The sequence below is a fragment of the Paraburkholderia sp. 22098 genome (assembly GCF_052045935.1).
Taxonomy (GTDB): domain Bacteria; phylum Pseudomonadota; class Gammaproteobacteria; order Burkholderiales; family Burkholderiaceae; genus Paraburkholderia; species Paraburkholderia caledonica.
Genome location: NZ_JBQEPV010000016.1, coordinates 18,365 through 41,673, shown reverse-complemented (window position 1 = coordinate 41,673; position 23,309 = coordinate 18,365). Strand labels below are relative to the sequence as shown.

The window sequence follows — 23,309 nt, the reverse complement described above, 5'->3', positions numbered from 1 at the left end:
GAAGAAGTCTCCTGTTTGTTTTCCCGGCCACTACCGGTTCTGAAACGCGGCCTGACGGCGTTCCAGAAACGCCGCCATGCCTTCTTTCTGATCGGCGAGCGAAAAGCCCGCGTGAAATAGCCGTCGCTCGAACAACAGTCCTTCCGACAGCGACGACTCGTACGCGCGATCGACGGCCTCCTTGATCGCGACGATCACCGGCAGCGAATGACGCGCGATCTGTTCGCCGACGCGCATCGCTTCGTCGATCAACCGCTCGCGCGCGACGACCTTCGACACGAGTCCGTAAGCCAGTGCCTCCTGGGCGCCAAGCGGCTCGCCGGTCAGACACGCGAGCATCGCGGTCGATTTTCCGACCGCGCGCGGCAGACGCTGTGTGCCGCCCGCCCCCGGCACGATGCCGAGTTTGATCTCGGGCTGGCCGAAGAGCGCGTCGTCCGCGGCGATGACGATGTCGCACATCATCGCCAGTTCGCAACCGCCGCCGAGCGCATAGCCGCCTACCGCCGCGATGATGGGTTTGCGGACCGTGCGGATACGATCCCAGCTACGGCCGATGTAGTCATCCGAGAAGGCGGTTGCGTAATCGAGCTTCGACATCGCGACGATGTCCGCGCCGGCAGCGAAAGCTTTGTCGGACCCAGTCAAAACGGTCGCGTGAACCTGCGGGTCGGCTTCATTGCGCAGCAGCACGTCGATCAGTTGATCCATCAACGCGTCGGTCAGAGGATTCAGCGGGTTGTCCGACGCGAGACGCACGAGCGCGACCCGCCCGCGTCGTCCGCTGCAGATCATCGCGCTCATGCGCTCACCTTGCGGTCTTCATCGCAGGTGTCGCGCGTTGCGCGGCCCACGCGGATAACCCCGGCGTTCAGCAGGCCCGCGATCTCGCTTTCAGCGAAGCCGTATCGCTCCAGCATCTGCAACGTGTGCTGGCCCGTCAGCGGCGCGGGCAAGTCGGGCGCGCTCGGGCGATCCGATGGACCGAGCGCGAAACCGTGCGTGCGCATCGTGCCCGCGACCGGATGATCGATCGTCTGCGCCAGTCCGCATTCAGCGTACTCCGCTGTTTCGATGACATCGCCGTAGGTTGCGACGGGCGCGCATAGAATGTCGCGCGCCGCGAGCCGTTCCATCCAGTCCGCAGTCGTGCGTTCGACGAAACGCGCGGCGAGTATGTGATGGAGGATCGCGCGATGGCGCACGCGATCATCGTTGGTGGCAAACCGCGGATCCGCTTCGAGCGACGACGAATCGAGCACCTCACATAGCGCGTGCCATCGCTCCGGATGGTAGGCGACCACCATCATCCAGCCGTCCTGCGTTGGGAACGCTTCGTTTGGGCACGCATAAGGCGCAGCACTGCCGGTCTTCTCCGGCTCTCTCCCGGACGCGAAGAACGCGGCGAAGCCGATTTGCTGCAGCATCAGCGTCGCGTTGTAGAGACTCACGTCGAGGTGCTGTCCGCCACCGCCCGCGCGAACCTGATGCAGCGCGCCGAGAATCGCGATCGACGCGAGATAGCCGCCCATCATGTCAGCGACGGGGATCGGGACTTTAAGCGGTTCGGCGTTCGTCGTGCCAAGCGTGCTCATCAGACCGCTGACGGCCTGGATCACGCCATCCACGCCAGGTCGCTTGCGATTCGCGCCCGTCTGGCCGAACGCGGAGATCGAGCAGTAGACGAGCCGGGGGTTCAGTTGCCGCAATGCCTCGAAGTCGAGTGCCATCGACGCCATTACGCCCGGCCGGAAGTTTTCGACCAGCACATCCGCCTCGAGCACCATGCGGCGAACGGCATCGCGCCCTGCATCGGTTTTCAGATCGATCGCGACGCTGTACTTGTTGCGGTTGACGCTGATGAAGGCCGGGCTTTCACCGCTTATCCACGGCGGTCCGATGCGCCGCCCGATCTCGCCGCCGGGCGGCTCGATCTTGACGACGTGCGCGCCGAGATCGGCGAGCGTCATCGAGCAGACCGGTCCGGCGAGGACGTGCGAGAAATCGATCACCCGCACGCCGTTGAGGCTGTCTCTTGGCATTTGTGATTGTCCTGTCTCGTGACTCGCCACTGCGACGAATCATGCTGATGAGAATAGGTACTCACCGGCCTGCCGGACAATCTACAATTTGGAAACAAGCCGTTGACTTTTTGTTAAAAGGTCGGCGACTCGTCAAAGTTATTCGCTGAGCAACGTAAGCAGCCATCGGCGAAAAATCTTCAATGCATCCGATTGCGGACGCCCCGTTGGCCACGCGAAGTAGTAAGTGTGATGCCCGCGATCGAGCTCGAACGAAAACGGTGTGACGAGCACACCGCTTTCCAGTTCACCACGCACCAGCGCCTTCTGCGCGATCGCGACACCGTGCCCTTCTATCGCCGCCTGGTACGCGAGCAGCGACGTTTCGTAGCGCATCTCGCGGCGTCGCGCGTTCAAAGGAAGACCCGCCGCCTTCAGCCACAAGGTCCAATCTTCCGGGCGCGCGAGCGTGTGCAGAAGCGTTTCGCCCTGCAACTGCGCGCGGGCCTTGACCTGTCTGGAAGGAGCTGCGACAGGCACCAGCTCGTTCGCGATCAGACGTTGCACACGCAGGCCGGGCCACTTGCCGTCGCCTAGCTGAATGCCGCCGTCAATGTCCTCACGCGCAAAATTCAGCGGAGCCGGGGATGTCGTGAGTTGCACGTCGATGTTTTCGTGCAACCGATGAAAGCTCGCGAGACGCGGAATCAGCCAGCGCACCGCGAAGGTCGCGGGCGAGCGGATCTTGAGCACGCGCGCACGCCGCTCGGACGATCGCAGGCTGCCGGTGGCTTCGCGCAGCGATGCAAACAGCGGCATGAGTTCCGCCAGATACCGCGCGCCTGCCGACGTCAGTTCCAGCCGTCCTTTCACCCGTTCGAATAGATCGACGCCCAAGTAAGCTTCGAGCGTACGCACCTGCCGGCTGACGGCGGCGGGCGTTACGGCCAGCTCGTCAGCGGCTTTGGAAATGCTCAGCAGGCGCCCGGTCGCCTCGAACGCCCGGGCGGGATTTAACGGGGGAAGCAGTGCTCGACGTTCCATGGCCTATTTGTGTAGAAGCATATGGGGATTGTGGCTCGAAATGCCCGCAGGAAGATCCGGCAGGTGCCAGCTCGCCGAATAGTGAAGCACAGAAGAGCGAGGACGGAGCAAGAGGCTATTCCGGCAGCGTGCAAATCGCGCAGCGTCTTGCCCAACAGAATGCCGGGGCAGAGTCGCGAGGGCCTTTTTTGGTGGCTGAACGGCAAACGGCAGCATACGCCACGGTGCTCGGCTTGACCATTGGGCCGCTTTGGCACTGAATGAGCCGTTCGAATGGCAGCTAACCGCTGCCATTCCGATATGTTCGACTGTGATTTGGCGTTTGCTTCGGGCACGTCGTTGATCAGACCGGAGACCGCTCCCCCTCTCGCAACATACCGATCAAAGCGCGCAAGCCCGCCGGAATGTGTCGACTGCCAGGAAAGTAAAGGAACAGGCCGGGTAGAGCCGGGCACCATTCGTCCAGCACCACCGATAACCGCCTGCGCGCCAGCGCCGCGCACGCATATGGCTCGGGAACATACGCAATGCCAAGTCCATCGATCGCTGCCTCGACCATCAGCGTGCTGTTATCGAGCGTGAGCGCGCCGGGTGGATCGATGACGCACTCCTGCCCATGCTGCGCAAACTCCCAGCGATAGCGTTTTCCGCTAGGAAGACGCTGCCGGATGCAGCGATGCGTGTGCAAATCCTCCGGTGATCCCGGCCGCCCGAATTTGCGCAGATAACGCGGCGACGCCACCGCAACGAAGCGCATGTCCTCGCTCATGCGTACGGCGATCATGTCCTTGGGCAAGGCCTCGCCCAGTCGTACGCCCGCATCGAACCCTTCCGCGACGATATCGGAAAGCCGCCCGTCCGCCACCAGATCCAGTTCCATAAGCGGATATTTCGCGAGAAACGCCGGCACTACCGTGCGCAGCAGATGACGGATCGCACCTTCACTGCCGTTGATGCGCAGCGAGCCGCGCACTTCACCCTCAGAGCGCGAGACGTCGTCGAGCGCATCATCGAGCTCGCTCAACGCGGGACGCAGACGCGCGAGCAGGCGTTCGCCGGCATCGGTGAGCGACACGCTTCGCGTTGTCCGGTGCAGCAAACGCACGCCGAGATCGGCTTCGAGACCGCGCATGGCATGACTCAGCGCCGAGCGCGATACGCCGAGTTCGCCCGCCGCCTGAGCGAAACTGCGCCGCGCGGCAACAGCCATGAAAGATTGCAGGTCCGCTAAAGTGGGTTTGGCCATTGTTGAATATATTTCACCTCGTCATGCCGATTGATAGTGATTCTCACACATATGTTAACGGCCTAGCATAGGGTTTTGATCGTCGAACGGAGATTCGCAATGAGCAAAAACTGGCTGATTACAGGCGCGTCGAGCGGACTGGGGCGCGGACTCGCGGAACGTGTTCTCGCCCGGGGCGACGGCGTGGTCGCGACACTGCGCAAACCCGGCGCACTCGACGATCTGCTCGCATCGCATCCCAGGAGGCTCCGTATCGTCGAATGCGACGTGACGGATCTGGACGCCATGCGCCGTGCCGTCGCCCAAGCCTTCGACGCATTCGGGCGAATCGATATCGTCGTGAGCAATGCGGGGTACGGCCTCTTCGGCGCGGCGGAAGAACTCAGTGATGCGCAGATCGACCGGCAGATCGCGACCAACCTGACCGGCTCGATGCAACTGATCCGCGCTGTCGTTCCGCGTCTGCGCGAGCAAAGCGGCGGGCGCATCGTGCAGGTCTCGTCAGAAGGCGGGCAGATCGCGTATCCAGGCTTCGGCGCGTATCACGCAAGCAAGTGGGGCATCGAAGGTTTCGTGGAGGCCGTGGCGCAGGAAGTCGCGCCCTTCGGCATCGACTTCGTGATCGTAGAGCCAGGTCCGACGCGCACGAATTTCGGCACGGGACTGGATGTCGCGGCGGCGCTGCCGTGTTATGCGGATACGCCTGTTGGTGAAATACGCCGCGCGCTCGACGGCGGCTACTTCGAATTTGCTGATGCTGCGAAGACCGTCGAGGCGATGCTTGCCACCATCGACGAGCCGAATCCGCCGCGGCGTCTAGTGCTCGGCAGGCTCGCCTACGAGCACATTCGTGACGCGTTGACCGGGCGCCTCGCAAGCGTCGAAGCGCAGAAGGCGATCGCGTTGTCTGTGATGGAAGACGCGTAACGAAGCAGCCCTGCAATACTGCGGCTCTTTTACTGAGGATGGCGAACAATCCAATTCATAAGGCGGCGCGGGCATTCGACCCACCTTTTCTATCGGACGGCTCCGCGTCCCGTGCTTACGCGCGGCGGACCACCGGAGACTTTTTGCCTTTACGTGAGACAGCGCGCTGGCCGGCCTCCTTCGCGGAGCTATGACAGCTGCCAAGGAGTTCCACCAGGCGCGTCTCGCATTCGGAAATCGAGTATCCGCGCCGTTGCGAGATCATGAAAGTAAGCGGGCGCATGTGCCATGCGCGCCGTTTAAGTTCGACAAGTGTTCCATTCGCGAGGTCATCGTCAACCAGATGATGCGGCATGTGTCCCCAGCACAAACTTCCTCTCAGCAGATCGTGTTTCGCGCCCAGGTCGTTCACCAGCCACTGGCGTTCACTGGCGACACCCTGTTGCGTCTTTTCCGCATCGGGCTGATTGTCGGTTACGACGAGCTGGATGTGCCGGCCAAATTCCTCTCGCGGGATGGACCCCGTGATTGCGGCCAGCGGATGCGATGGCGCACAGACGGTCACCATTTGCGCTTCGCATAAATGCTGCCTTTCGATGGTCCCAGGGCTTAGCTCCGGCACGTCTGTGATCGTCACCGCCAATGCGCACGTACCATCGAAAACGAGACGCTCTCCGCCCTGCATGGTGGTCATGCGCAAATTGATTGCAACCGTCGGGAAGTCTGCCTGCAAGGTGCGCAGGCATTCGATCAGGTGCGCACGCGGGAAATAGACATCGACGGCAAGCGACACTTGCGGCACCCCGGCTTCGGCAATCGAAACCGCACGCATCTTCATCTCTTCGGTGCGCGAGATCACCCCCCGAGCATCCGGCAGAAGGCTGCGGCCCGCGGCTGTCAGCGTCGCTCGGCGAGTGTTGCGCTCGAACAGCACCACATCGAACGCACCTTCGAGCGCGCTGATCGCGTGACTGATCGCCGACTGTGCACGTCTTAATTCCCGTGCGGCTCCTGAAAAGCTCCCCTGATCGCAGACCGCGACGAAGGCCCGGAGCTGGTTGATGGTGACGTTGTCGAGCATTGTTATCTAAAAAGTAGATGGTTTTAATGCATCTTTAGTCAATTGTCTTCATGGGTCAAGAGCTAGAGAATGGTCTTCTCCATTTTTGAAGGACGCACGACGTGAACAGACTGAATGGCAAGACTGCTGTGATTACCGGCGGCGCGACCGGCATTGGCCTCGCCGCGGCCCGGCGCTTTATTGACGAAGGCGCATTCGTCTTCATCTTCGGCCGCCGGCAGGAAGCGCTCGACGCTGCCGTGGCCGACCTCGGGCCTCGTGCCCGCGCGGTGAAGGGTTCGGTCTCCGACCAGGCCGATCTCGACAGGCTTTACGCAGCGGTGAAGGCCGAGCGCGGCAGCCTCGACATCGTATTCGCCAATGCCGGGGCAGGAAGCGCGCTTCCGCTCGGCCAGATTACTGCCGAGCACATCGACGAAACTTTCGATACCAATGTGAAGGGTGTGATCTTCACGGTTCAGAAAGCGCTGCCGCTGATGGGCGAAGGCGGGTCGATCATCCTGACTGGATCGAGTGCGGGCACCACGGGCGCTCCGGCAATGAGCGCTTATAGCGCGAGCAAAGCGGCCGTGCGCAATCTTGCGCGGACCTGGGCGGTGGATCTGAAGGGCACCGGCATCCGCATCAACGTGCTCTCACCCGGGGCGACGGCGACCGAACTCGCGAAGGAGGCGCTCGGCGAAGAAGGCCAGAAGGTCTTCGCCTCGATGACTCCGCTGCAGCGCATGGCTGATCCCGCCGAGATCGGAGCGGCCGCTGCCTTTCTAGCGTCGTCGGACAGCAGCTTCATGACTGCCAGCGAGCTCGCCGTCGACGGCGGCCTCGCGCAAATCTGACGCGCGATCCAATCATCAACACATCCACGGAAGAAAATCAGATGGGACAAGCTCTTAAAGGAAAAACTGCCCTCGTTACTGGGGCATCGCGAGGCATCGGCCGCGCCATTGCTGAGCGTCTTGCAAAGGATGGCGCGACAGTCGCGCTGACCTACAACGCCAGCAAATCGGGCGCCGACGAGGTGGTCGCGGCGATCGAAAAAGCTGGGGGCACTGCGTTCGCGATCCATGCGGACCTCGTTGATGCGGCGGCTGTCCCGGCGCTATTCGAGAAACTCGACGACGAGTTCACCAAGCGGAACGGAAGCAGAACCCTCGACATTCTGGTCAACAACGCGGGAAATTCCGGCTGGTTAGGCTTCAAAGACGCGACGCCAGAAAGTTGGGATACCTTAATGGCGGTCTATGCCCGTGCGCCCTTCTTCATTGTTCAGGCCGCTCTGGACCGTCTCGCCGATGGCGGACGCATCATCAACATTTCTTCCGCTGCCTCGACCAAGCCCGTGACCGTTGCGCCGGTCTACTCGATGGCGAAGGCGGCCATCAACAACCTGACGCATGCGCTCGCGTCCGAACTTGGGTCCCGCGGAATTTCTGTGAACGCCGTCGCGCCGGGCTACACGCGAACGGACGCGAATGCCGCCTTGCGGGAGGACCCCAAAGTCGTCAAGGCGGCCGAGGCCAACATCGCGCTGGGACGCTTTGGCGAGCCGTCGGAAATCGCCGCCGTCGTGGCGTTTCTCGCTTCCGATGATGGCCACTGGGTGACCGGCCAGACAATCGAGGCGAGCGGCGGCTACAAGCTCTGACCGCGCCGAAAAATCGAAGGAGGAAAGATGAGTTACGCAATTATCGGCTTCGGCAAGATCGGTCGTGCTCTTGCCAGGGCATTTGCCCGAAGCGGCATCGAAGTATCCGTTGCAACCACGCGCGACCCGGAGAGCTTCGCCTCCGATGCGGCGTCGATCGGACCCACGATCGTCCCCCGGACACTGGCGGACGCCGTCATGGCGGACACGATATTCCTGGCGGTCCGTTTCGAGTCGTACCCGGAGGTTGCCAGGGCGCTTCCCACCTGGGAGGGAAAGACCATCGTCGATGTGACCAATGCTTACGGCGTGCCTCCTGAGGCTCTGGGGGGAATGCCTTCTTCCAAAGCCGTCGCACAAGCCTTCCCGGGCGGTCGGCTGGTCAAGGGCTTCAATCATTTGCCTGCTGCCGTCCTTGAAAAGGATCCCGCCGTAAATGGAGGAAAGAGAGTCGTGTTCCTCGCGAGCGACGATAACGGCGCCGCAGCGGAGGTCGGCGCGCTTGCAGAAAAACTCGGTTTCTCGCCGATTACCCTCGGCGGGCTTTCGGAAGGAGGACTGCTAGTACAGGCGCGAGGAAACAGCTGGGGTCAGCTGATCTTTAGGGACCTCGTCAGGTTCGGCTGATGAATCAGACCGTCGCCGGATTCTTGGCCCGCGGGCACATGTCATGAATTGGAACCGGAGAACTTCGATGAGCATTGAAGAGAATGTCCAGGTCGTCAAAGACTTCTTTGCAGCAATCAGCGGCGGCGATAAGCAACGTCTGCTGGAGTTGTGTGCCGAAGATATCGAGTGGATCATTCCGGGCGACAACTGGCCGCTGGCCGGTACGCGCCGCGGGCATGCAGGATTAACGGATCTGCTTCAGACGCAATCCGAAACGGTGGAGACTTCGTTGACGCAGCCCAGTGAATTCGTGGCGCAGGGAGACCGGGTTCTGGTCATCGGCTTCGCAAAGGGAAGAATCATAGCCACCAATAAAACGTTCGAGGACGATTGGGTGTTCGCCATTACCGTTCACAACGGCAAAGTGTCGAAGATCCGCGAGTACATCGACACGCAAGCATTGGCACGGGCTTCGGCACCGGCATGAGCGGCGCCGGTCATTGCTCGCGCAGATAGTCGTACCGGTGCGCGAGCCATCGCGTACCGGTTTCATTCGCCAGAATGAAGTACTGGTCCTTGGTTTCGTGGTCGCGACCGTCGCGCGCAATCACCTGCTCCATGCGAAGCAGTCGTCCAGACCAATCGGGCGTTATTAGCGGCGCGGCCGAGCGACGATGCCCCTTGCCCCGTCGCCTCTTCGATTGTGTACTTCGCCATCGCCGACCAGTCGCGGTCTCATAACCCGGTCGCGACCGCACAGCCACCGCTTTATGCCTGCCAGGAATGACTGTTATCGACGGCGCCTGCCTTCTTCGACAAGGCGCTGACCTCCATCATTTGCTCACCGTCAACCAACAGGACAAAAACGATGAGCAACTTCCAAACCTACACGATCGATAACGCACCGGCCGCTTCGAAGGCCGGCCTCGAAGACACGAAGCGGGCCTTTGGCTTCGTGCCCAACCTTCAGGCGCACATGGCGGAGTCGCCCGCACTGCTGGCCGGTTACTCGGCGCTGTGGGACCTGTTCTCAAAGAGCACGCTGACGCCGCATGAACAGCAGGTCGTCTACCTGACCTCGAACTTCGAGAACAACTGCCACTACTGCATGGCCGGTCACAGCACGCTGGCAAAGATGATCAAGATGGACGCAGGCGTGATCGCCGCGCTGCGCGCCGGCACACCGCTGCCCGATGCAAAGCTCGAAGCGCTGCATCGCTTCACGACGCTCGTAGTGCGCGAACGTGGCTTCGTCCGGGACGCCGATGTCGACGCGTTTCTCGCCGCCGGATACACCCGTCAGAATGTGCTCGAAGTGATTCTGGGCGTGGCGACCAAAGTGATGAGCAACTACACCAACCACATCGTCCACACCGAACTCGACAGCTTCATGGCCGGTAACGAGTGGACCAGGCCGGTCGCCGCCTAAACCGTCTCGGGGAGCCGTTCGCGGCTCCCGTCCGACCCGATACTGAAGCTCAAATACACGAGCATCGCAGCCTCGCAGATCGCAGCCCGAATCTGCGGCCACCCGCTTCCTCAATTTCATACTCCCTCTCACCGAGAACACTCATGTCACTGCAAGACAAACTCGATGCATTCCGGGCCGACTTCAAGGCAGGCAAGCCGCCGTTCAATGCACCGCCGGAGATTCATCCGGTGATGGAGCGCGCTACCGCAGAACTGATAGCAAGCGGACAGGCGAGCCGTGCGATCAAGGCGGGCGACCGCGCGCCGCATTTCAACCTGAAAGATCAGGACGGCAACGACGTGTCTTCCGCTGCGTTGCTGGTGAAGGGCCCGCTGGTGGTGACGTTCTATCGCGGCGTCTGGTGCCCGTACTGCAATATCGAATTGCAGGCGATCAACGAAGTGCTGCCGCAGATTCAGGCCTATGGCGCGAACGTCGTGGCGATCTCGCCGCAAACCGCGGTCAATAGCCGAAAATCGGTGCGCACCAACGAACTGGGCTTCCCCGTGCTGAGCGATGTGAATGGGCAGACAGGCGCCGACTTCGGATTGCGCTTCGCGTTGCCCGACTATCTGGTCGAGTTGTACAAGAATCTGAGGAACGATCTGCCTGCGTTCAATGACGACCCGGGCTGGACCTTGCCGATGCCGGCGCGCTACGTCATCGGGCAGGATGGGATCGTGCTGTATTCGGAGGTCAACCCGGACTACACGCGTCGTCCGGACCCGTCGGACATGTTCCCGGTTCTGGAAAAAGCCGCCTTCATGACGGGTCAAACGCTTTACGTCGACGGCGGAGCGTCAATCGGCAAGCTCGCTTTCTGAGGGTGCGCCGCCGGTGCCGCTGCCAACGACACCGAGTGTTTCTTCGACGAAGGCGACGAACGCTCGCGCCTTCGCACTCACCAGCCGTCCAGCCGGGAACACCGCCCACAGGTCGATCGAGGGCAATTCCCAGTCGGTCAATACCGCTTGAACCGAGCCGTCGGCGAGTTCCGGCGAGAACATCCATTCCGAGGCAATTGCAAGGCCTAGTCCGCCCAGCACCGTGGTGCGCATGCCTTCGGCGGCGCTGACGCTGACGCGCCCGGACACGACTACCGCCACTTCCTTGCCGCTCTGGCTGAACGCCCACGACTCCCCGCCGCCTCGCAACGAGTAGACGATGACCTGGTGCTGACTGAGATCCGCGGGCGTCTTCGGCACGCCTGCTTCGGCGAGATAGGCAGGCGTTCCGACAACCAGTCGACGGCTTTGCGCAATGCGGCGTGCCGTCATCGTCGAATCATCGAGCGATCCCATGCGCAGTGCAACGTCCACGCCTTTTTCGAGCAGGTCGATGGTGCGATCGTCCAGCACGATATCGATCTGCAGGTTCGGATGCCGGTCCAGAAACGTCTTGAGCGCAGGCAGGATGTGCAGGCGCGCGAAGGTGACGGCGGCACTGATGCGCAGCACGCCGGATAGTCCGGTCGACGCGTCGCGCGCGACGTGTTCGGCGAGATCCACCTCTTCGATTGCGCGCCTCGCGTGCTCATAGAAGCGCTGTCCCGCATCGGTTGGCGTAAGGCCGCGCGTCGAGCGCAACAGCAGCCGCACGCCGAGTCGCTCCTCGAGTTGCGCGATCGACTTCGACACGGCCGGTTGCCCCAGTTTGAGCCGCTTTGCGGCTGCCGAGAACGAGCCCGCCTCCACGACGCTGACGTACGTTTCCATTGCTGCCATCCGGTCCATTCGGCTGCTTCCCCTTGAAGGACGATGAAGTCCGTGTCGTGGCTAAGATGTGTTCAGCCGGAAGTCTAGCGCGTCAGGGCATGGGGTCGATGAAATTGCTGGGGACCGGTCTTTGTGATCTGTGGCCGATCACGGTGACAGTCCGCAAAACGGTCGGCCCCGCCGCAGGCAATGCTGCGGCGGGGCCGGTTGGCGATGCGTGCAGGCCGGTTCAGATACCCGGCGCTGCTTTATGCCTCACTGCTTACACATTCGGCGTCGCGCTTTGCGGGTCCGCCGGCGTGGCGGGATCGGGACTCTGAAGCGCCGGTGCATAGAGAATCTCGTTGGGCAGCCGCGGGTTGGCCGTGTCGGTGCTATCTCGCACGCGCGACTGGATGGTCGTGTTATCCGTCAGGCCCCAGAAGTTGTTGGTGAAGTCCAGAGAACGAAGCGTGGACGCGTTATAAGTGCCGTGAGACTCGATCACGAGGCGGTTTCCATTCGGTGAGTCCTTCTTGAAGAGGAACGAGTTCCGCTGCGCAACGCCGGTGGGCGCCTGTCCATTGGCAGGGAACGCGTCGATCAACACGAGTGGATCGACCATGTTGATGAACAGATTGTTTTGCACGAAGACCGACGGATCGAAAGCGAAGGCCGCGGAGTCCACGAACGTATTGCCTTTCACGGTCGCCGACCTGCTCAAGCGCGGGTAGCCGTTCGTGCCGGCTTCATAAGTCGTCACTCCGTTGCGAACAATTGGCGTCACGTTCATGTGCGTGGCCTGGCTGTATGTCATCGAGAACGGCGCGGCGTCGTTGATCTGCACGAACGCGTCCTGCAACACCGCATGCGTGATGCTGACCGTGCCGTTACCCGCGTCCTGCGCCAACGACGTGTTAGCGGCCGTCACGCCCAGCAGTTGAACCGGACCCTGGCTTCCCACGTTGAGCGTGCCCGCCACGTTGATGATGCCTTTGGTCGGAATCGTACCCACACAATCGGCCGTGCATGGCACTGAGCGGTAAGTCTCCACGATCGTGTTATCGAGGATCGTCAACGTGACGCCCGGCGCGACCCGCACCGTGCCGGCGAGGAAATACGGAGAGCCGCTCGCCGGCCACGTGGTGTCCGCGGTGATCACGGTTCCGTCGGGAATGACCGTCTTCGGCTGCACGTAGACATACCCGGTGACGAGATTGCCGCTCGCGTCGGTGCAGACTTTCGTGGGGTCTGTCGTATACGGACCGTCGGTACATGCCTTGGGACTCGTGGACGAAGGTGCCGAAGATGCCGTGGTGGCGCTGTTGCCGCCTCCCCCACCGCCGCCACAGGCCGCGAGCAGAAGGGCAAAGAGTAAGCCTGGATATTTTTTCATTTGAAGGTCCCCGTATCGCGCTTATCGTTTTCGAATCTCACTGGTGTGTACACATCAGCGATTCGTGCGACGGATCTTCACATGCCCCACCTGCGCCAACTGCGGTCTAGGACACAAAACATCGCGATTGGCGATGTCGCTGCCCGAATCGCCTCGCGCGACTGTCAGGCACTGCATATGCTCTGTTACGCCTGCGGCGCGGTGACGGTCGCTTCGCCCCAGCGACGGGGATCAACTATCCAAGGAGCAAAACATGCGAGGCATTCAATCGATGCTTGTACTTCTGGCCGCATTGGCCGTTTCCGGCACGGCGAGCGCGCAAGCAGGCGGCAATGGCAACGGCGGATCGGGCGGCGGCAACGCCCACGGCGCAGCGACGGCGGGCCCGACTGCCGGCGGAGACAACACGTCCGCGCCGACAAGTACCCACTCGACCCATCATCGTTCGCACAAGCACGCCAAGCATCAGAAGCAGCCAGACACGCAGTAATGCGAGGCACAGCGGGCGTGACCACGACGGCATGGCGACGCCCGCACAGCCGATTCCGACGAAGCATCGGTTCGCCACGGCCTCTAGGGAGGTTTGTTTTCAACCCTCCCTGGAGGCTCGCTTCCGCTAGTTTCGCCGCTTGGTTTAGTTGAGCCGCTTCAGCTCGCCATCGTCCGCGTACCAGTCCACCGTCTTGCCGGATGTGTTGATCGTCACCGCGCGAGGCTCGCTGAACTGGTCGAACGACTCGATGCCCGTTTCGCGGCCCACGCCGCTGTTCTTGAATCCACCCCACGGCGACGCCGGGTCGAGCCGATGGTGGTCGTTCACCCACACCATGCCGAACTCCAGCCTGCCGGCGACGCGATGCGCCCGCGCGACGTCCTGCGTCCAGATTGAAGCGGCGAGGCCGAACGACGTATCGTTGGCGATACGGATCGCGTCGGCTTCGTCTTCGAACGGCATGACGACCGTTACGGGCCCGAACACCTCGTCCTGGCCGATCTCCGAATGCGGGTCCGCATCGTAGACGACGGTCGGCTCAAGAAAGTACCCCGACGTCAATTCTTGAGGCACGCGTCCGCCCGTGAGTAACTTTGCGCCCGCCTGCTGCGCGCGTTCGAGCATCGCGAGAATGCGTTGACGCGAACGCTCGGAAATGACGGGACCAAGCTGTGTCTTCGCATCCGTCGGGTCGCCCACACGGATGCCCTCGACCTTCGCGCGGAAACGTTCGAGGAAGGCCGCATACATCGATTTCTGCACGAGGATGCGCGCCCCGCAGACACAGGTCTGCCCAGCGCCGATGAAAGCGGCGAACGCCGCGCCGTTCACTGCGCGCTCGATATCGAAGTCATCGAACAGGATCACCGCGCCCTTGCCGCCCAGTTCCAGCGTCGTGAGCGCGAAATTACGCGCGGCAGCCTCGCCGATCGAGCGCCCCACTTCCGTGCCTCCTGTGAATACCACCTTCCGGATCAGCGGATGTTGCGCGAGCGCCGCGCCCGCTACGCGCCCTTCGCCGTTCACAACGTTGACGACGCCTTTGGGAACGCCCGCGTCCTGCAACAGCTTCACGAGCCGCACGGTGGTCAGCGGCGTCTGTTCCGACGCCTTGATGACGACGCTGTTGCCTGTAGCGAGTGCGGGGGCAAGGCTCTTCGAGAGAATCATCAACGGATGATTGAACGATGTCATCAGCGCGACGACCCCCAGCGGTACACGCTGCGTGTAACACAGGTACGGTCCTTCGATCGGAATCACGTCGCTGCGGCGCGTGAGCGCGAGCGCCGCGAAGTAGCGATAGAACTGCGGCAGGCGTGAAATCTGCGCGCGCGTTTCCGCAATGGGACGGCCGTTATTCAACGTTTCGAGCTTGTAGAACTGTTCGAGATCCGCTTCGAACAGATCGGCAAAACGGTTCAGAATGCGGGCGCGTTGCTGGATCGACATGTCTCGCCACGCACCGCCTTCGAATGCGCGATGACCGGCTTGCACGGCCCGATCCACATCGCGAGCGGAAGCCGACGCGAGCGCCCCGATCACTTCGCCCGTCGCGGGATTCACAATGTCTAGCGTGCGGCCGTCTTCAGCATCCGTCCATTCACCGCCAATCAACAATTGCGCGTCATAGCGCTGTGAGTTGCCTGTATTCATTACATGGTTCCTGTCGATTCATTTGTTAGGCGAAGCGTGCGCGTCGGCATGAAGCGCGTCGCGCGCGAGGGTGTCTTCCGGTTGAAGGTCTTCGAGGCGCTGTCCGGTCGGCTCGACCCCCAGCCATGCAACGACGACGATCTGCACGGCGAGCAGACCGATCATCATTGCCAGCACGCCGACGATGCCGTACTGCCCAAAAAGCGATACCACGATGAAGGGCGTCACGATGGTTGCGCCGCGGCCCAGCGTATTGCAGACGCCCGACGCGCGCAGCCGCACTTCAGTCGGGAAGAGTTCCGGCACATAGACTGCAAATAGCAGCGCGACCAGCACGTAGATGGGAATGGTCAACAACAGTCCGACGATGGGCAATATCACGGGGCTCGTGATGAACGGATACATCGCGCCAAAGACGATCGCGGCGAGCGACGAGCCGATGATCGTCGGCTTGCGGCCCCACGCGTCTGCGGTGAGCGCACCGATTGCGGAGCCGATAGGCGCGCCGAGCGACATCACGAGCGCGAACCCGAACGACTTCGCGATGCTGAAGCCCTGATGCACGAAGAATGTCGGAAGCCAAGTGACGAAGCCATACAGCAGCGTGTTGATGACAATGAGCGTCACGCAGCCGACGATCATCCGTTGCAGCATTGCGCCGCTGAACAACGAAGCGAACGACAGCGCCGGTTGCGCCGTCGCGCCGGGTCTCGTGGACGCTGGCGCAGGCAGCGGCTTGCCGCCTCGTTCAGCGGTCACTTCTGCTTCGACGCGACGCAGGATCACGTCAGCCTCGTCGTGGCGTCCAACAGAATCGAGCCAGCGGGGCGACTCCGGCAAGGACTTGCGTGCATACCAGACGCCGAGTGCGCCAACACCGCCGAGCACGAACATCGCGCGCCAGCCGAACGACGGAATCAGCAGCAACCCGATCAGCCCCGCGACGGGCAGTCCGGACACGACGAAGACCGCCATCAAACCCTGCAGCCTGCCGCGCTTCTGCGGCGGCACGAATTCGGCCAGCGTCGAGTAACCGACCACGTTTTCCGCGCCCAGTCCAAGTCCCATCACAAAGCGGCAAGCAATCAACACGCTCATGTTCGGCGCGAGTGCCGCGCCGAGCGAGGCCAGCCCGAACACGGCGAGATTCGCCTGATACGTGAAGCGCCGCCCGAACCGGTCGCCGAGAAAACCGGTGGCGAGCGAGCCGAGCATCATGCCGAGAAAAGTGAGCGACACGAACAGCGCGTTCTGCCCGAGCGTGGAGAATCCGGACTTCAGCGTTGCGCCAAGAACCGTCGACGCAACGTAAATATCGAAACCATCGAAGAACATCCCAATGCCAATCAACCACATGATGCGCCGGTGAAATCCCGACATCGGCAAACGATCGAGCCTCGGCCCTGCGTTGACGTTCATGTCTGTCTCCAGTCGACGTTACGGTGTCAGCGAAATAGCGCTTTCATCGACATCCGCACGTCGTGTTGTATCGAGCGGGTGAAGCACGGCCACGCTCAGCGGGTCTGCATCAACCGCAATGCGTTGACGGTCAGCATGTCGGTCGCGGCGCGGAAGTTCTGTTCGACGCTGCCTTCCTGCGCGGCGAGGAAGAACGCCTTGCACTGTTTCGCGCCGGCTTCGTCGAGCGAGAGAATGCGAGCGGCAAGCGCGTCAGCTTCGGCGTGCAGGTTCGCGCGATCGCATACTCGCGTGACGAGCCCGGCCTGCAAGGCCGCTTCAGGTGTAATGGGATCGCCGAACAGGACCATCGGAAACAAGGCCTTGGGCAGCGCATAGCCGCCCAGGTAAGCCATGATCGCGGCGGGCGGCAGACCGTTGCGCATCTCAGGAAACCCGAGCCGCGCCGACGATGCGACGAGCGTGAAGTCGCACAGGATCGCAAGCCCGAAGCCGAAGCCCAACGCATCGCCCTGCACCTGCGCGATTGAGATCAACGACGTGTTGCGTACGAGCCGCTTCAGTTCGATCAGACGCGCGACTTCGGTGCGGATCGACACGGCGTCCCGCCCCGCTCGCTCGCGCCCCGTGCAGAACACATCGCCGTTCGCGCGGATGCGCAGTACACGCGCCTTCGGTTGCACGGCCTCACTGCGCAACGCGTCCGACATCGCGTCGAACATTGCAACCGACACTTCGTTGCCGACGTCCCGGCGGTTCAGCGTGAAGGTGAGCACGTCGCCGGTATGCTCTATGACAACGGGGGCTTCCAATGCACTGCGATCCATGTCGTCTCCTGTTGTATAGTCTGTATACAGAGTATTCACAGAAATCCGAGGTGTCAATGCCCGCTGCTAAAACCGCTTCTTCAAAATCCACGACAGCGCACACGCGCCACGCGCCGAGTCTCGAATCCATTGCCACGCGGTATCACGCGCGGCTTCGCACGCTGGACTCAACCGGCGATTCGTTGAGCGATGGCGTTGTCGTCCCCGCGTTGCGCGAGGCGATCGTGGAAGGCGTGCTCGCTCCGGGTAGCCGTCTGTCCGAAGTGCAGGTCGCAAAACAGCTGAACGTTAGTCGCACCCCGATGCGCGAGGCGTTCGCGCAGCTCGAGCGTGAAGGGCTCGTGACGGTTCTTCCGCGAGTGGGCGCATATGTGCGTTCGGTCACGCTTCGCGATGTGGAAGAGATTTATACGGTGCGGGCCGCGCTCGAATGTCTCGCGGTGCAGCTTGCATCCGAGCGCATTACATCGCTCGGTGCCGCTCAGCTAGATGATGTGATCGACACGATGCGAACGAGCGTCGATGCCGGCGACGCTGCCGGCTATGTCGATGCATTGGACCGCTTTTACGCCATAGTCATGACGATCGCCGACAACCGCACGTTGCAGCAGAATCATGCCTCGCTGATCGGGCCGGTGCGGCGACTGCGCCGCATCGCAATGACGCAAGGCGGGCGGATGCGCGCATCGTTCGAACAGGCAGTGCGAATTCGCGATGCTGTCGTCAACGGCACCGGGGATGCGCAGGATCTGATGAGGGAACAACTGCAGCGGGCGTGCGAGGCCGCGCTGGATGTGCTCAAGAATGCAGGGAAATAGACGGCCGTCGCTACGCTACGCCGCGCAACGGCCCACGAACAAGTGCTCCGTTGCTCCTGCCGGCCGTTCAGCACCCGGCCGGCCCGAAGAATTTTCTCCGGATACAACGATCGTTCGCCCCGTGAGCTAATTGCCCGGGCAACGATCGTTGCGCCCTCTTTAAACGCGGACCGTCGGCTTATCCTGGTCGAATGCAGGCTCAAGGAACCGCTCGATCCAGACTGCAAGGCGGTCGGCCGCAAAACTGGCCCGCGCACCGGCACGGCAGACGATAGCGTCACCTTCCCGGAAGAACTGCAGCGCGCCGCCGGCTTCTTCTAGCCACAACAGGCAGGCCAGCCACGCAGCGTGCTCGGCGGATACCGCGTGACCCACCGGGCGCGTGAGGAACTCGCTCAGCGTTGAGGGCGAAGTCCAAAACAGCGCCTCACCATTGCCGCGCACCGTGGCGCCGAGGACATCCATCAAGACCGGCAACGCGTCGGCAACGCCGCGCCCCGCAGTCTGCGCACGCAGTTGCGCGAGACGCGTACCGACCGCGTGACCGAAGCTGCCGCTGCATTCGCTCTCGGCATGCACCAGATCGGCGTAGTCCATACGCCGCCAGTCCGGCTCGGCATTGCGCGTACCGGCCAGTTCGGTGCCGGTCAGGTAAGTTTCCACCGGCTGGAACCGGCCAGGGCCAATCAGGCTCGCGCACAGCGTGTGCACTACGCCGATACGGGTGGCCACCGTCTGCGTCTGCAATACGCCAAGCTTCTCGCGCACGAGTTCGTCGCGTTCCTTGCGCAGCCCCGACAACTCCAGCGCCTGCTTCATCTCCATGCGCAGCGCTGAGATATCCCACGGCTTCTTGATGTAGCGATGTATCTGGCCCTGGTTGACGGCCTCGACGGTCTGATCCAGCTCGGAATAGGCCGTTGTCAGTATCCGGACGATGTGGGGATAGCGCTCTCGCGCATAGCGCAAAAGTTCGTTGCCATGTTCGCCCGGCATGCGCTGGTCGGACACGAGCACCGCCAGACTGGAGGCGTGGGCGTCCAGCATCGCCTTGCCGTCGTCCACCGAGGCGCCCGTCACCACCGGCGCAATGGAGCCGATGGCGCGTTCGAAGTATTTGACCGCGGTGGCTTCGTCGTCGACGAACAGAATCGCCGGAGGCGGCGTCTGGTTGGCAATCGTATGGCTCATTGGTAACTCCTGTGCATTCGATCCTTCAAATTTGGAGATTCCAGCGTCGCGGCCGTACCGCCGCCGACTGCGGATCTGATCCCGATGTTCCCGACAAGCTGCGCGACGCGGTTGCTGAAGATCATGCCGAAGCGGCTTGCGCCGGTCTTCGTGATAACCGGGTCGACCGGCAAGCGCTGCGTCACGTCAGTCGCGACACTTGGGCTGTCGTCGCCGATGTCAACACCTCGCGGACCGTGCTCACGCCCAGGGGCTTCTCCAGGATTCGGAACACCCCATCGGAACTGACTGCGGCCGGCAACGCGTTGTTGTCCGCGTAGGCCGTCACCAGGATCCGGACGATATGCGGATACTCCTGAGCGACCTGGCGCAGCAGATCGTCGCCGTGACGGCCCGGCATGCGGAAGTCGGTCACAAGCACGGCCACGCGCGCTCCTTCGCGGCGAAGGATCGACATAGCCTCCTCCGCGCCGCTCGCGAGAAGTACTTCGTAGTCACTGCCCGCCGCGCGCGCAAAGTACTTGCGGGCTAAATCTTCGTCATCGACATAGACGACAGTGTGCGGGCTCTGCTGCGTATTGCTCATTTCGATATCACTCGGCACGCGGCAGGTCGAAGTTGAACGCGGTCCACTCGCCCAACTTGCTTTCCGCGAATAGTGTGCCGCCGTGCCGCTCCACCACCGCATAACTAATGGACAGGCCAAGGCCGAGGCCCTGGCCGACTTCGCGCGTAGTGAAAAACGGTTCAAACACTCGCGCGAGATTTTCTGCGGCGATTCCCGGTCCGTTGTCGCGCACATTCACATGCAGGCGGTCGTCGCGCCATTCCGCCGCGACGTGGATGCGCGGCGACGCGGTGCCGGCCTTCTGCATGGCCAGAGCAGCATTTGAAAACAGGTTGATGAGCACGCCGATAATGGCGGCTTCGTCGCCCAGCACGAGGGTGTCGTCGGACAGCTCACGCGTGACGCTCACGCCGCGCAGTTCATGCGCGCTCAAGCGGATCGACGAGTCAAGCGCCTTCTCGAACAGGAACGGCACGTCGTCTGCCGCCGCGCCGGGTCGACGGTAGGCAAAGGTCTTCAGGTCCGACACGATATGCTGGATGCGTTGCATCCCCTGCTTGACATCCGTCAGGCACTCCATCAGCGAAGGGCTGCTTTTGGCCTGCGGTTCCTCCATGCCGATTTCGATCGCCATCAGGCAGAAGTTCACCGGGTTGTTGACCTCGTGAAGCAACCCCGCCGACAACGTACCGATTGCAGCCATCTTCTCCTGCTGCAATAACTGACCTTTGATCTGCGCGAGGCTTTCGTTGGTACGGGCGAGCTGGTCGTTCTTGTGCGCCAGCTCCTCCTTCAGCCGGAAAAGCTGGAAACGGCCCTTCTCGTTGAAGTAGGTGTACACCGAACTGGCCAACGCACAGAAGAAGATCAGGATGAGCTGAAACAGAAACTTGCTCGGGTCGTGTATGCCGCCCGCATGAGCCACGCAGGCTATGTAATAGAGCGCGACCGTGGCCAGCCCGAAAGCGAGCGTCTGCCAATAGCCGGAAGGGAACAGGATGCCGACCGCAAAGATCGTCAGCATGAGCCCGGCATAGAACAATGACTGCTCGCCCTGCGTGACATAAATCATCCAGGAGATCATTGCCTGCGGCAACAGCAGCCAGAGGAAGGTGATGATCTGCACGTGGCGTTTGCCCGTTGTCGTGTAAAACGACAGCAATGCCAGGCCAATGGCTGCGCTGGTCAGCAACCGAATGATCGCAAAGCGCTTCTGCTCGTCCGGATACACGACATAGTCGAGCGCAACGCCCATCAGCACCAGCACGATCACCGTCAGGCCGCCGGCCTTGCTGCACAGCAACCGGTAGTCGCGCAGCTCTTCACGATAGTTCGACTGTAGCCCACCAAGGGAGGTCGTCATCTCAGGCTACTTGTTGCAGGCCGATCACCACCTCGGCGAACACATTAACCCCGGTCGAGTCCGTGTACAGGCGCGGCTCTCCGCAGTTCTCCGGCATGATGTCGGCCATCTGTGCCTCGTTGCGATAGATCAGGTACCACTCGAGCACGTGCTCCATGCTCAGGCGCTCCGGGTTGTCGGCGTGGACATTGGTTACCAGCAGGCGGCCGCCCTGTCGGGTCCGGCTGGCGAAATGCTGGTTCAGCCGCGCACACACCTTGTCCGACAGGTAGTCGAAGAGGCCGGCGCAATACACCGCGTCGAATTCACGAACGTCCGATGCGTGCGCATCGATCCGGCGCTTGAGCAGGTGGTGGACAGAATCGTGCGTGTAGCTAATGGTCATGCGCCTGCCCATTTTCTGTGAAATGGACGCGAGGCGTTCACGTGTCCAGTCCAGTGTCTCCTGGCTGAAGTCGAGCAGTTCGAACGTCAGCCACTGCGGTTCGTCGTATTCGTGGATGAAACGCTGGATCTCCTGAGCGGGGCCGCAACCTACGTTCAGCACACGGAACGGCCGCTGCGCGGCGCGCGCTTCGTTGGCGAGCCGGGTCAGGTAGTCCACCAGCAGGTCGACGCGATTGCGGTGCGCGCGCGCAACGGCCGTCTGCAGGAAGGCAGCGTTGACGATCTGGAAATACGTGCTCGGCCCTTGGCGCGGATCGTCGAGCATCTGATTGACCATCTGATAGTCGCCGGCATAGCCCAGCGGCTTCGTGAACGTGCGAAAGACAAACGGCGAGCGCAGCAGCAGCGGATGTAGCGCAGCCTGGGCAAAGGCACGGTGTGCCGGCGCCAGTTCTTCGTCGACCAGACGTGCCTCGCCTTCGAATTCGTCGAAGTAGAGCTTGGTCTTCTCCATTAATGGCGATGCCAGTTCGAAGAAGAAGTCCTCGCGCAGGCTATTGCCTTCCTTCGGCATGGTTTCGCCGAGGTCTGCCTGCTCGACCCATCGCGACATGTCCGAGAGAAAAGCGCGGATCTGGTTGACTGCGATCTGGTAATCACGACGGATCTGGAAACGGCCGGTCCAGTCCTGCACGAACCGGCGCGCTTCTTCGCCGACCGTACGCGCTTCCAGCGCGCCGCCACTCAGTTCGCGCCACTCGGCGATCAGCGTTACCGAAACGATTGCTGTGAGGCCGGTATTGACCATGCTGATGACGACTGCCTTGCCAGAATAGGCGTGTTCCACGCCCATCTTGACGGACAGGTCGCTCAGCACCTCGCTGACCTGCACAATCGAGTACGGGTTATAGATCTCCATCACCAGCGAGTTTCGCTGGAGATTGATGATCGTGCCTCGTACCTGCTCGCCCTGCGAGTTCCGGAAGCTGACTACCGGATCGATTTGCGTTTTGGAATACACAATATTGCGGCCAGGTAAGTATCACGACTAGTTGGTTTGGGATCCGACGCCCTATCCGGCCAGCAGGTCGGCCAGGTGAGCGCCGATGGCGTCGTTGGTCCAGGTGACACGTGTCGCCAACGGTTTCAGTTGTGGCGACGGCGATCCATTGTTCGTGGCGGCGTGCGATTCACTCCCGTTCGCAGCGGCCACACAAGTTTTGCATTCGACATGACTGCGTCGCCTCGCGACGACACGCGTGCTGATAGCCTCACGGTCTTGACGAGACCGTGAAACTGATGAGCCCGAGCGTCGGTTGCGGCAACACTGAATCGTTGCGGTTGCAGCATTCTACTGATAAAAAAGAATGCTGTCGTCCACTGTCATCTGGTCAGTGAAGCGGGATGGAGGCATGCGGCGAACGGCGCAGAAAGCGCGTAGGTCCACGGCCGTGCG

24 protein-coding genes are annotated in these 23,309 nt (G+C 62.0%); 9 read left to right on the top strand and 15 right to left on the bottom strand.

All coding sequences use genetic code 11. The annotated features are described in order from the left end of the window. Nucleotides 1-30 precede the first annotated feature (30 nt). The 4 genes from ACTJLB_RS26905 to ACTJLB_RS26890 form a co-directional block, all read right to left on the bottom strand. On the bottom strand, nucleotides 31-804 hold the full coding sequence (locus ACTJLB_RS26905) for an enoyl-CoA hydratase-related protein (RefSeq protein ID WP_440785083.1): 774 nt from the start codon (nucleotides 802-804) through the stop codon (nucleotides 31-33). Further along, nucleotides 801-2,042, bottom strand: coding sequence for a CaiB/BaiF CoA transferase family protein (locus tag ACTJLB_RS26900; protein WP_440785082.1), 1,242 nt, complete (start codon nucleotides 2,040-2,042; stop codon nucleotides 801-803). Before ACTJLB_RS26900 ends, ACTJLB_RS26905 begins: the two co-directional genes overlap by 4 nt. A 138-nt stretch (nucleotides 2,043-2,180) precedes the next feature. Further along, nucleotides 2,181-3,065, bottom strand: coding sequence for a LysR substrate-binding domain-containing protein (locus ACTJLB_RS26895; protein WP_088176268.1), 885 nt, complete (start codon nucleotides 3,063-3,065; stop codon nucleotides 2,181-2,183). A 343-nt stretch (nucleotides 3,066-3,408) separates the two neighbouring features. After that, the gene (locus tag ACTJLB_RS26890; protein ID WP_440785081.1) at nucleotides 3,409-4,311 is read right to left on the bottom strand and encodes a LysR family transcriptional regulator; all 903 of its coding nucleotides are present in this window, start codon (nucleotides 4,309-4,311) and stop codon (nucleotides 3,409-3,411) included. Between the two features lie 99 nt (nucleotides 4,312-4,410). Between ACTJLB_RS26890 and ACTJLB_RS26885 the strand changes: the two genes are divergently transcribed. After that, complete coding sequence (locus ACTJLB_RS26885; protein ID WP_440785080.1) at nucleotides 4,411-5,238, top strand: SDR family oxidoreductase; 828 nt, start codon at nucleotides 4,411-4,413, stop codon at nucleotides 5,236-5,238. A 115-nt stretch (nucleotides 5,239-5,353) separates the two neighbouring features. On the opposite strand, the gene ACTJLB_RS26880 is transcribed toward ACTJLB_RS26885, so the two are convergent. Next, a complete protein-coding gene (locus ACTJLB_RS26880; RefSeq protein ID WP_440785079.1) occupies nucleotides 5,354-6,319 on the bottom strand; it encodes a LysR family transcriptional regulator in 966 nt (321 codons plus the stop codon). A gap of 101 nt (nucleotides 6,320-6,420) precedes the next feature. Between ACTJLB_RS26880 and ACTJLB_RS26875 the strand changes: the two genes are divergently transcribed. From ACTJLB_RS26875 to ACTJLB_RS26860, 4 genes are all read left to right on the top strand, one after another. Next, on the top strand, nucleotides 6,421-7,155 hold the full coding sequence (locus ACTJLB_RS26875; protein ID WP_392395143.1) for an SDR family NAD(P)-dependent oxidoreductase: 735 nt from the start codon (nucleotides 6,421-6,423) through the stop codon (nucleotides 7,153-7,155). Between the two features lie 41 nt (nucleotides 7,156-7,196). After that, complete coding sequence (locus tag ACTJLB_RS26870) at nucleotides 7,197-7,964, top strand: SDR family NAD(P)-dependent oxidoreductase (protein ID WP_440785078.1); 768 nt, start codon at nucleotides 7,197-7,199, stop codon at nucleotides 7,962-7,964. Between the two features lie 27 nt (nucleotides 7,965-7,991). After that, nucleotides 7,992-8,591, top strand: coding sequence for an NADPH-dependent F420 reductase (locus ACTJLB_RS26865; protein WP_440785077.1), 600 nt, complete (start codon nucleotides 7,992-7,994; stop codon nucleotides 8,589-8,591). A gap of 67 nt (nucleotides 8,592-8,658) precedes the next feature. Continuing rightward, nucleotides 8,659-9,060: a nuclear transport factor 2 family protein gene (locus tag ACTJLB_RS26860; protein WP_087750761.1), complete on the top strand. Its 402-nt coding sequence runs from the start codon at nucleotides 8,659-8,661 to the stop codon at nucleotides 9,058-9,060. Nucleotides 9,061-9,070: 10 nt separating this feature from the next. Here ACTJLB_RS26860 and ACTJLB_RS26855 read toward each other — a convergent pair whose 3' ends face one another. Further along, nucleotides 9,071-9,193: a hypothetical protein gene (locus ACTJLB_RS26855; RefSeq protein WP_440785075.1), complete on the bottom strand. Its 123-nt coding sequence runs from the start codon at nucleotides 9,191-9,193 to the stop codon at nucleotides 9,071-9,073. Between the two features lie 248 nt (nucleotides 9,194-9,441). On the opposite strand from ACTJLB_RS26855, the gene ACTJLB_RS26850 reads away from it, so the two are divergent. Together ACTJLB_RS26850 and ACTJLB_RS26845 are read left to right on the top strand one after the other, a co-directional pair. Next, nucleotides 9,442-10,002: a carboxymuconolactone decarboxylase family protein gene (locus tag ACTJLB_RS26850; protein ID WP_204521284.1), complete on the top strand. Its 561-nt coding sequence runs from the start codon at nucleotides 9,442-9,444 to the stop codon at nucleotides 10,000-10,002. Nucleotides 10,003-10,145: 143 nt separating this feature from the next. Further along, nucleotides 10,146-10,868: a redoxin domain-containing protein gene (locus ACTJLB_RS26845; protein WP_440785074.1), complete on the top strand. Its 723-nt coding sequence runs from the start codon at nucleotides 10,146-10,148 to the stop codon at nucleotides 10,866-10,868. Here ACTJLB_RS26845 and ACTJLB_RS26840 read toward each other — a convergent pair. Continuing rightward, on the bottom strand, nucleotides 10,845-11,777 hold the full coding sequence (locus ACTJLB_RS26840; RefSeq protein ID WP_204521281.1) for a LysR family transcriptional regulator: 933 nt from the start codon (nucleotides 11,775-11,777) through the stop codon (nucleotides 10,845-10,847). The genes ACTJLB_RS26845 and ACTJLB_RS26840 overlap by 24 nt on opposite strands. Nucleotides 11,778-12,021: 244 nt before the next feature. Further along, on the bottom strand, nucleotides 12,022-13,134 hold the full coding sequence (locus tag ACTJLB_RS26835; RefSeq protein ID WP_440785073.1) for a hypothetical protein: 1,113 nt from the start codon (nucleotides 13,132-13,134) through the stop codon (nucleotides 12,022-12,024). A 253-nt stretch (nucleotides 13,135-13,387) separates the two neighbouring features. Between ACTJLB_RS26835 and ACTJLB_RS26830 the strand changes: the two genes are divergently transcribed. Then, nucleotides 13,388-13,624: a hypothetical protein gene (locus ACTJLB_RS26830; RefSeq protein WP_020067532.1), complete on the top strand. Its 237-nt coding sequence runs from the start codon at nucleotides 13,388-13,390 to the stop codon at nucleotides 13,622-13,624. Nucleotides 13,625-13,768: 144 nt separating this feature from the next. Here the strand turns inward: ACTJLB_RS26830 and ACTJLB_RS26825 are convergent, their stop codons facing one another. The 3 genes from ACTJLB_RS26825 to ACTJLB_RS26815 form a co-directional block, all read right to left on the bottom strand. Next, nucleotides 13,769-15,280, bottom strand: a complete 1,512-nt coding sequence (locus tag ACTJLB_RS26825; protein ID WP_440785072.1) for an aldehyde dehydrogenase — start codon at nucleotides 15,278-15,280, stop codon at nucleotides 13,769-13,771. 18 nt (nucleotides 15,281-15,298) lie between these two features. Then, nucleotides 15,299-16,699 carry an MFS transporter gene (locus tag ACTJLB_RS26820; RefSeq protein WP_020067530.1) on the bottom strand — a complete coding sequence of 467 codons (1,401 nt, stop codon included), beginning with the start codon at nucleotides 16,697-16,699 and terminating at the stop codon, nucleotides 15,299-15,301. Nucleotides 16,700-16,794: 95 nt separating this feature from the next. Then, nucleotides 16,795-17,526 (bottom strand): enoyl-CoA hydratase/isomerase family protein, encoded by a 732-nt coding sequence (locus ACTJLB_RS26815; protein ID WP_088176254.1) that lies wholly within the window; start codon nucleotides 17,524-17,526, stop codon nucleotides 16,795-16,797. A 56-nt stretch (nucleotides 17,527-17,582) separates the two neighbouring features. On the opposite strand from ACTJLB_RS26815, the gene ACTJLB_RS26810 reads away from it, so the two are divergent. Further along, on the top strand, nucleotides 17,583-18,344 hold the full coding sequence (locus ACTJLB_RS26810) for a GntR family transcriptional regulator (RefSeq protein ID WP_440785070.1): 762 nt from the start codon (nucleotides 17,583-17,585) through the stop codon (nucleotides 18,342-18,344). A 159-nt stretch (nucleotides 18,345-18,503) separates the two neighbouring features. On the opposite strand, the gene ACTJLB_RS26805 is transcribed toward ACTJLB_RS26810, so the two are convergent. From ACTJLB_RS26805 to ACTJLB_RS26790, 4 genes are all read right to left on the bottom strand, one after another. Beyond that, nucleotides 18,504-19,535 carry a response regulator gene (locus tag ACTJLB_RS26805; protein WP_020067527.1) on the bottom strand — a complete coding sequence of 344 codons (1,032 nt, stop codon included), beginning with the start codon at nucleotides 19,533-19,535 and terminating at the stop codon, nucleotides 18,504-18,506. Between the two features lie 181 nt (nucleotides 19,536-19,716). Beyond that, a complete protein-coding gene (locus tag ACTJLB_RS26800) occupies nucleotides 19,717-20,121 on the bottom strand; it encodes a response regulator (protein ID WP_020067525.1) in 405 nt (134 codons plus the stop codon). A gap of 7 nt (nucleotides 20,122-20,128) precedes the next feature. Then, complete coding sequence (locus ACTJLB_RS26795) at nucleotides 20,129-21,466, bottom strand: sensor histidine kinase (RefSeq protein ID WP_087750769.1); 1,338 nt, start codon at nucleotides 21,464-21,466, stop codon at nucleotides 20,129-20,131. 1 nt (nucleotide 21,467) lies between these two features. Continuing rightward, a complete protein-coding gene (locus ACTJLB_RS26790) occupies nucleotides 21,468-22,874 on the bottom strand; it encodes an SAM-dependent methyltransferase (protein ID WP_440785069.1) in 1,407 nt (468 codons plus the stop codon). Nucleotides 22,875-23,309 lie beyond the last annotated feature (435 nt).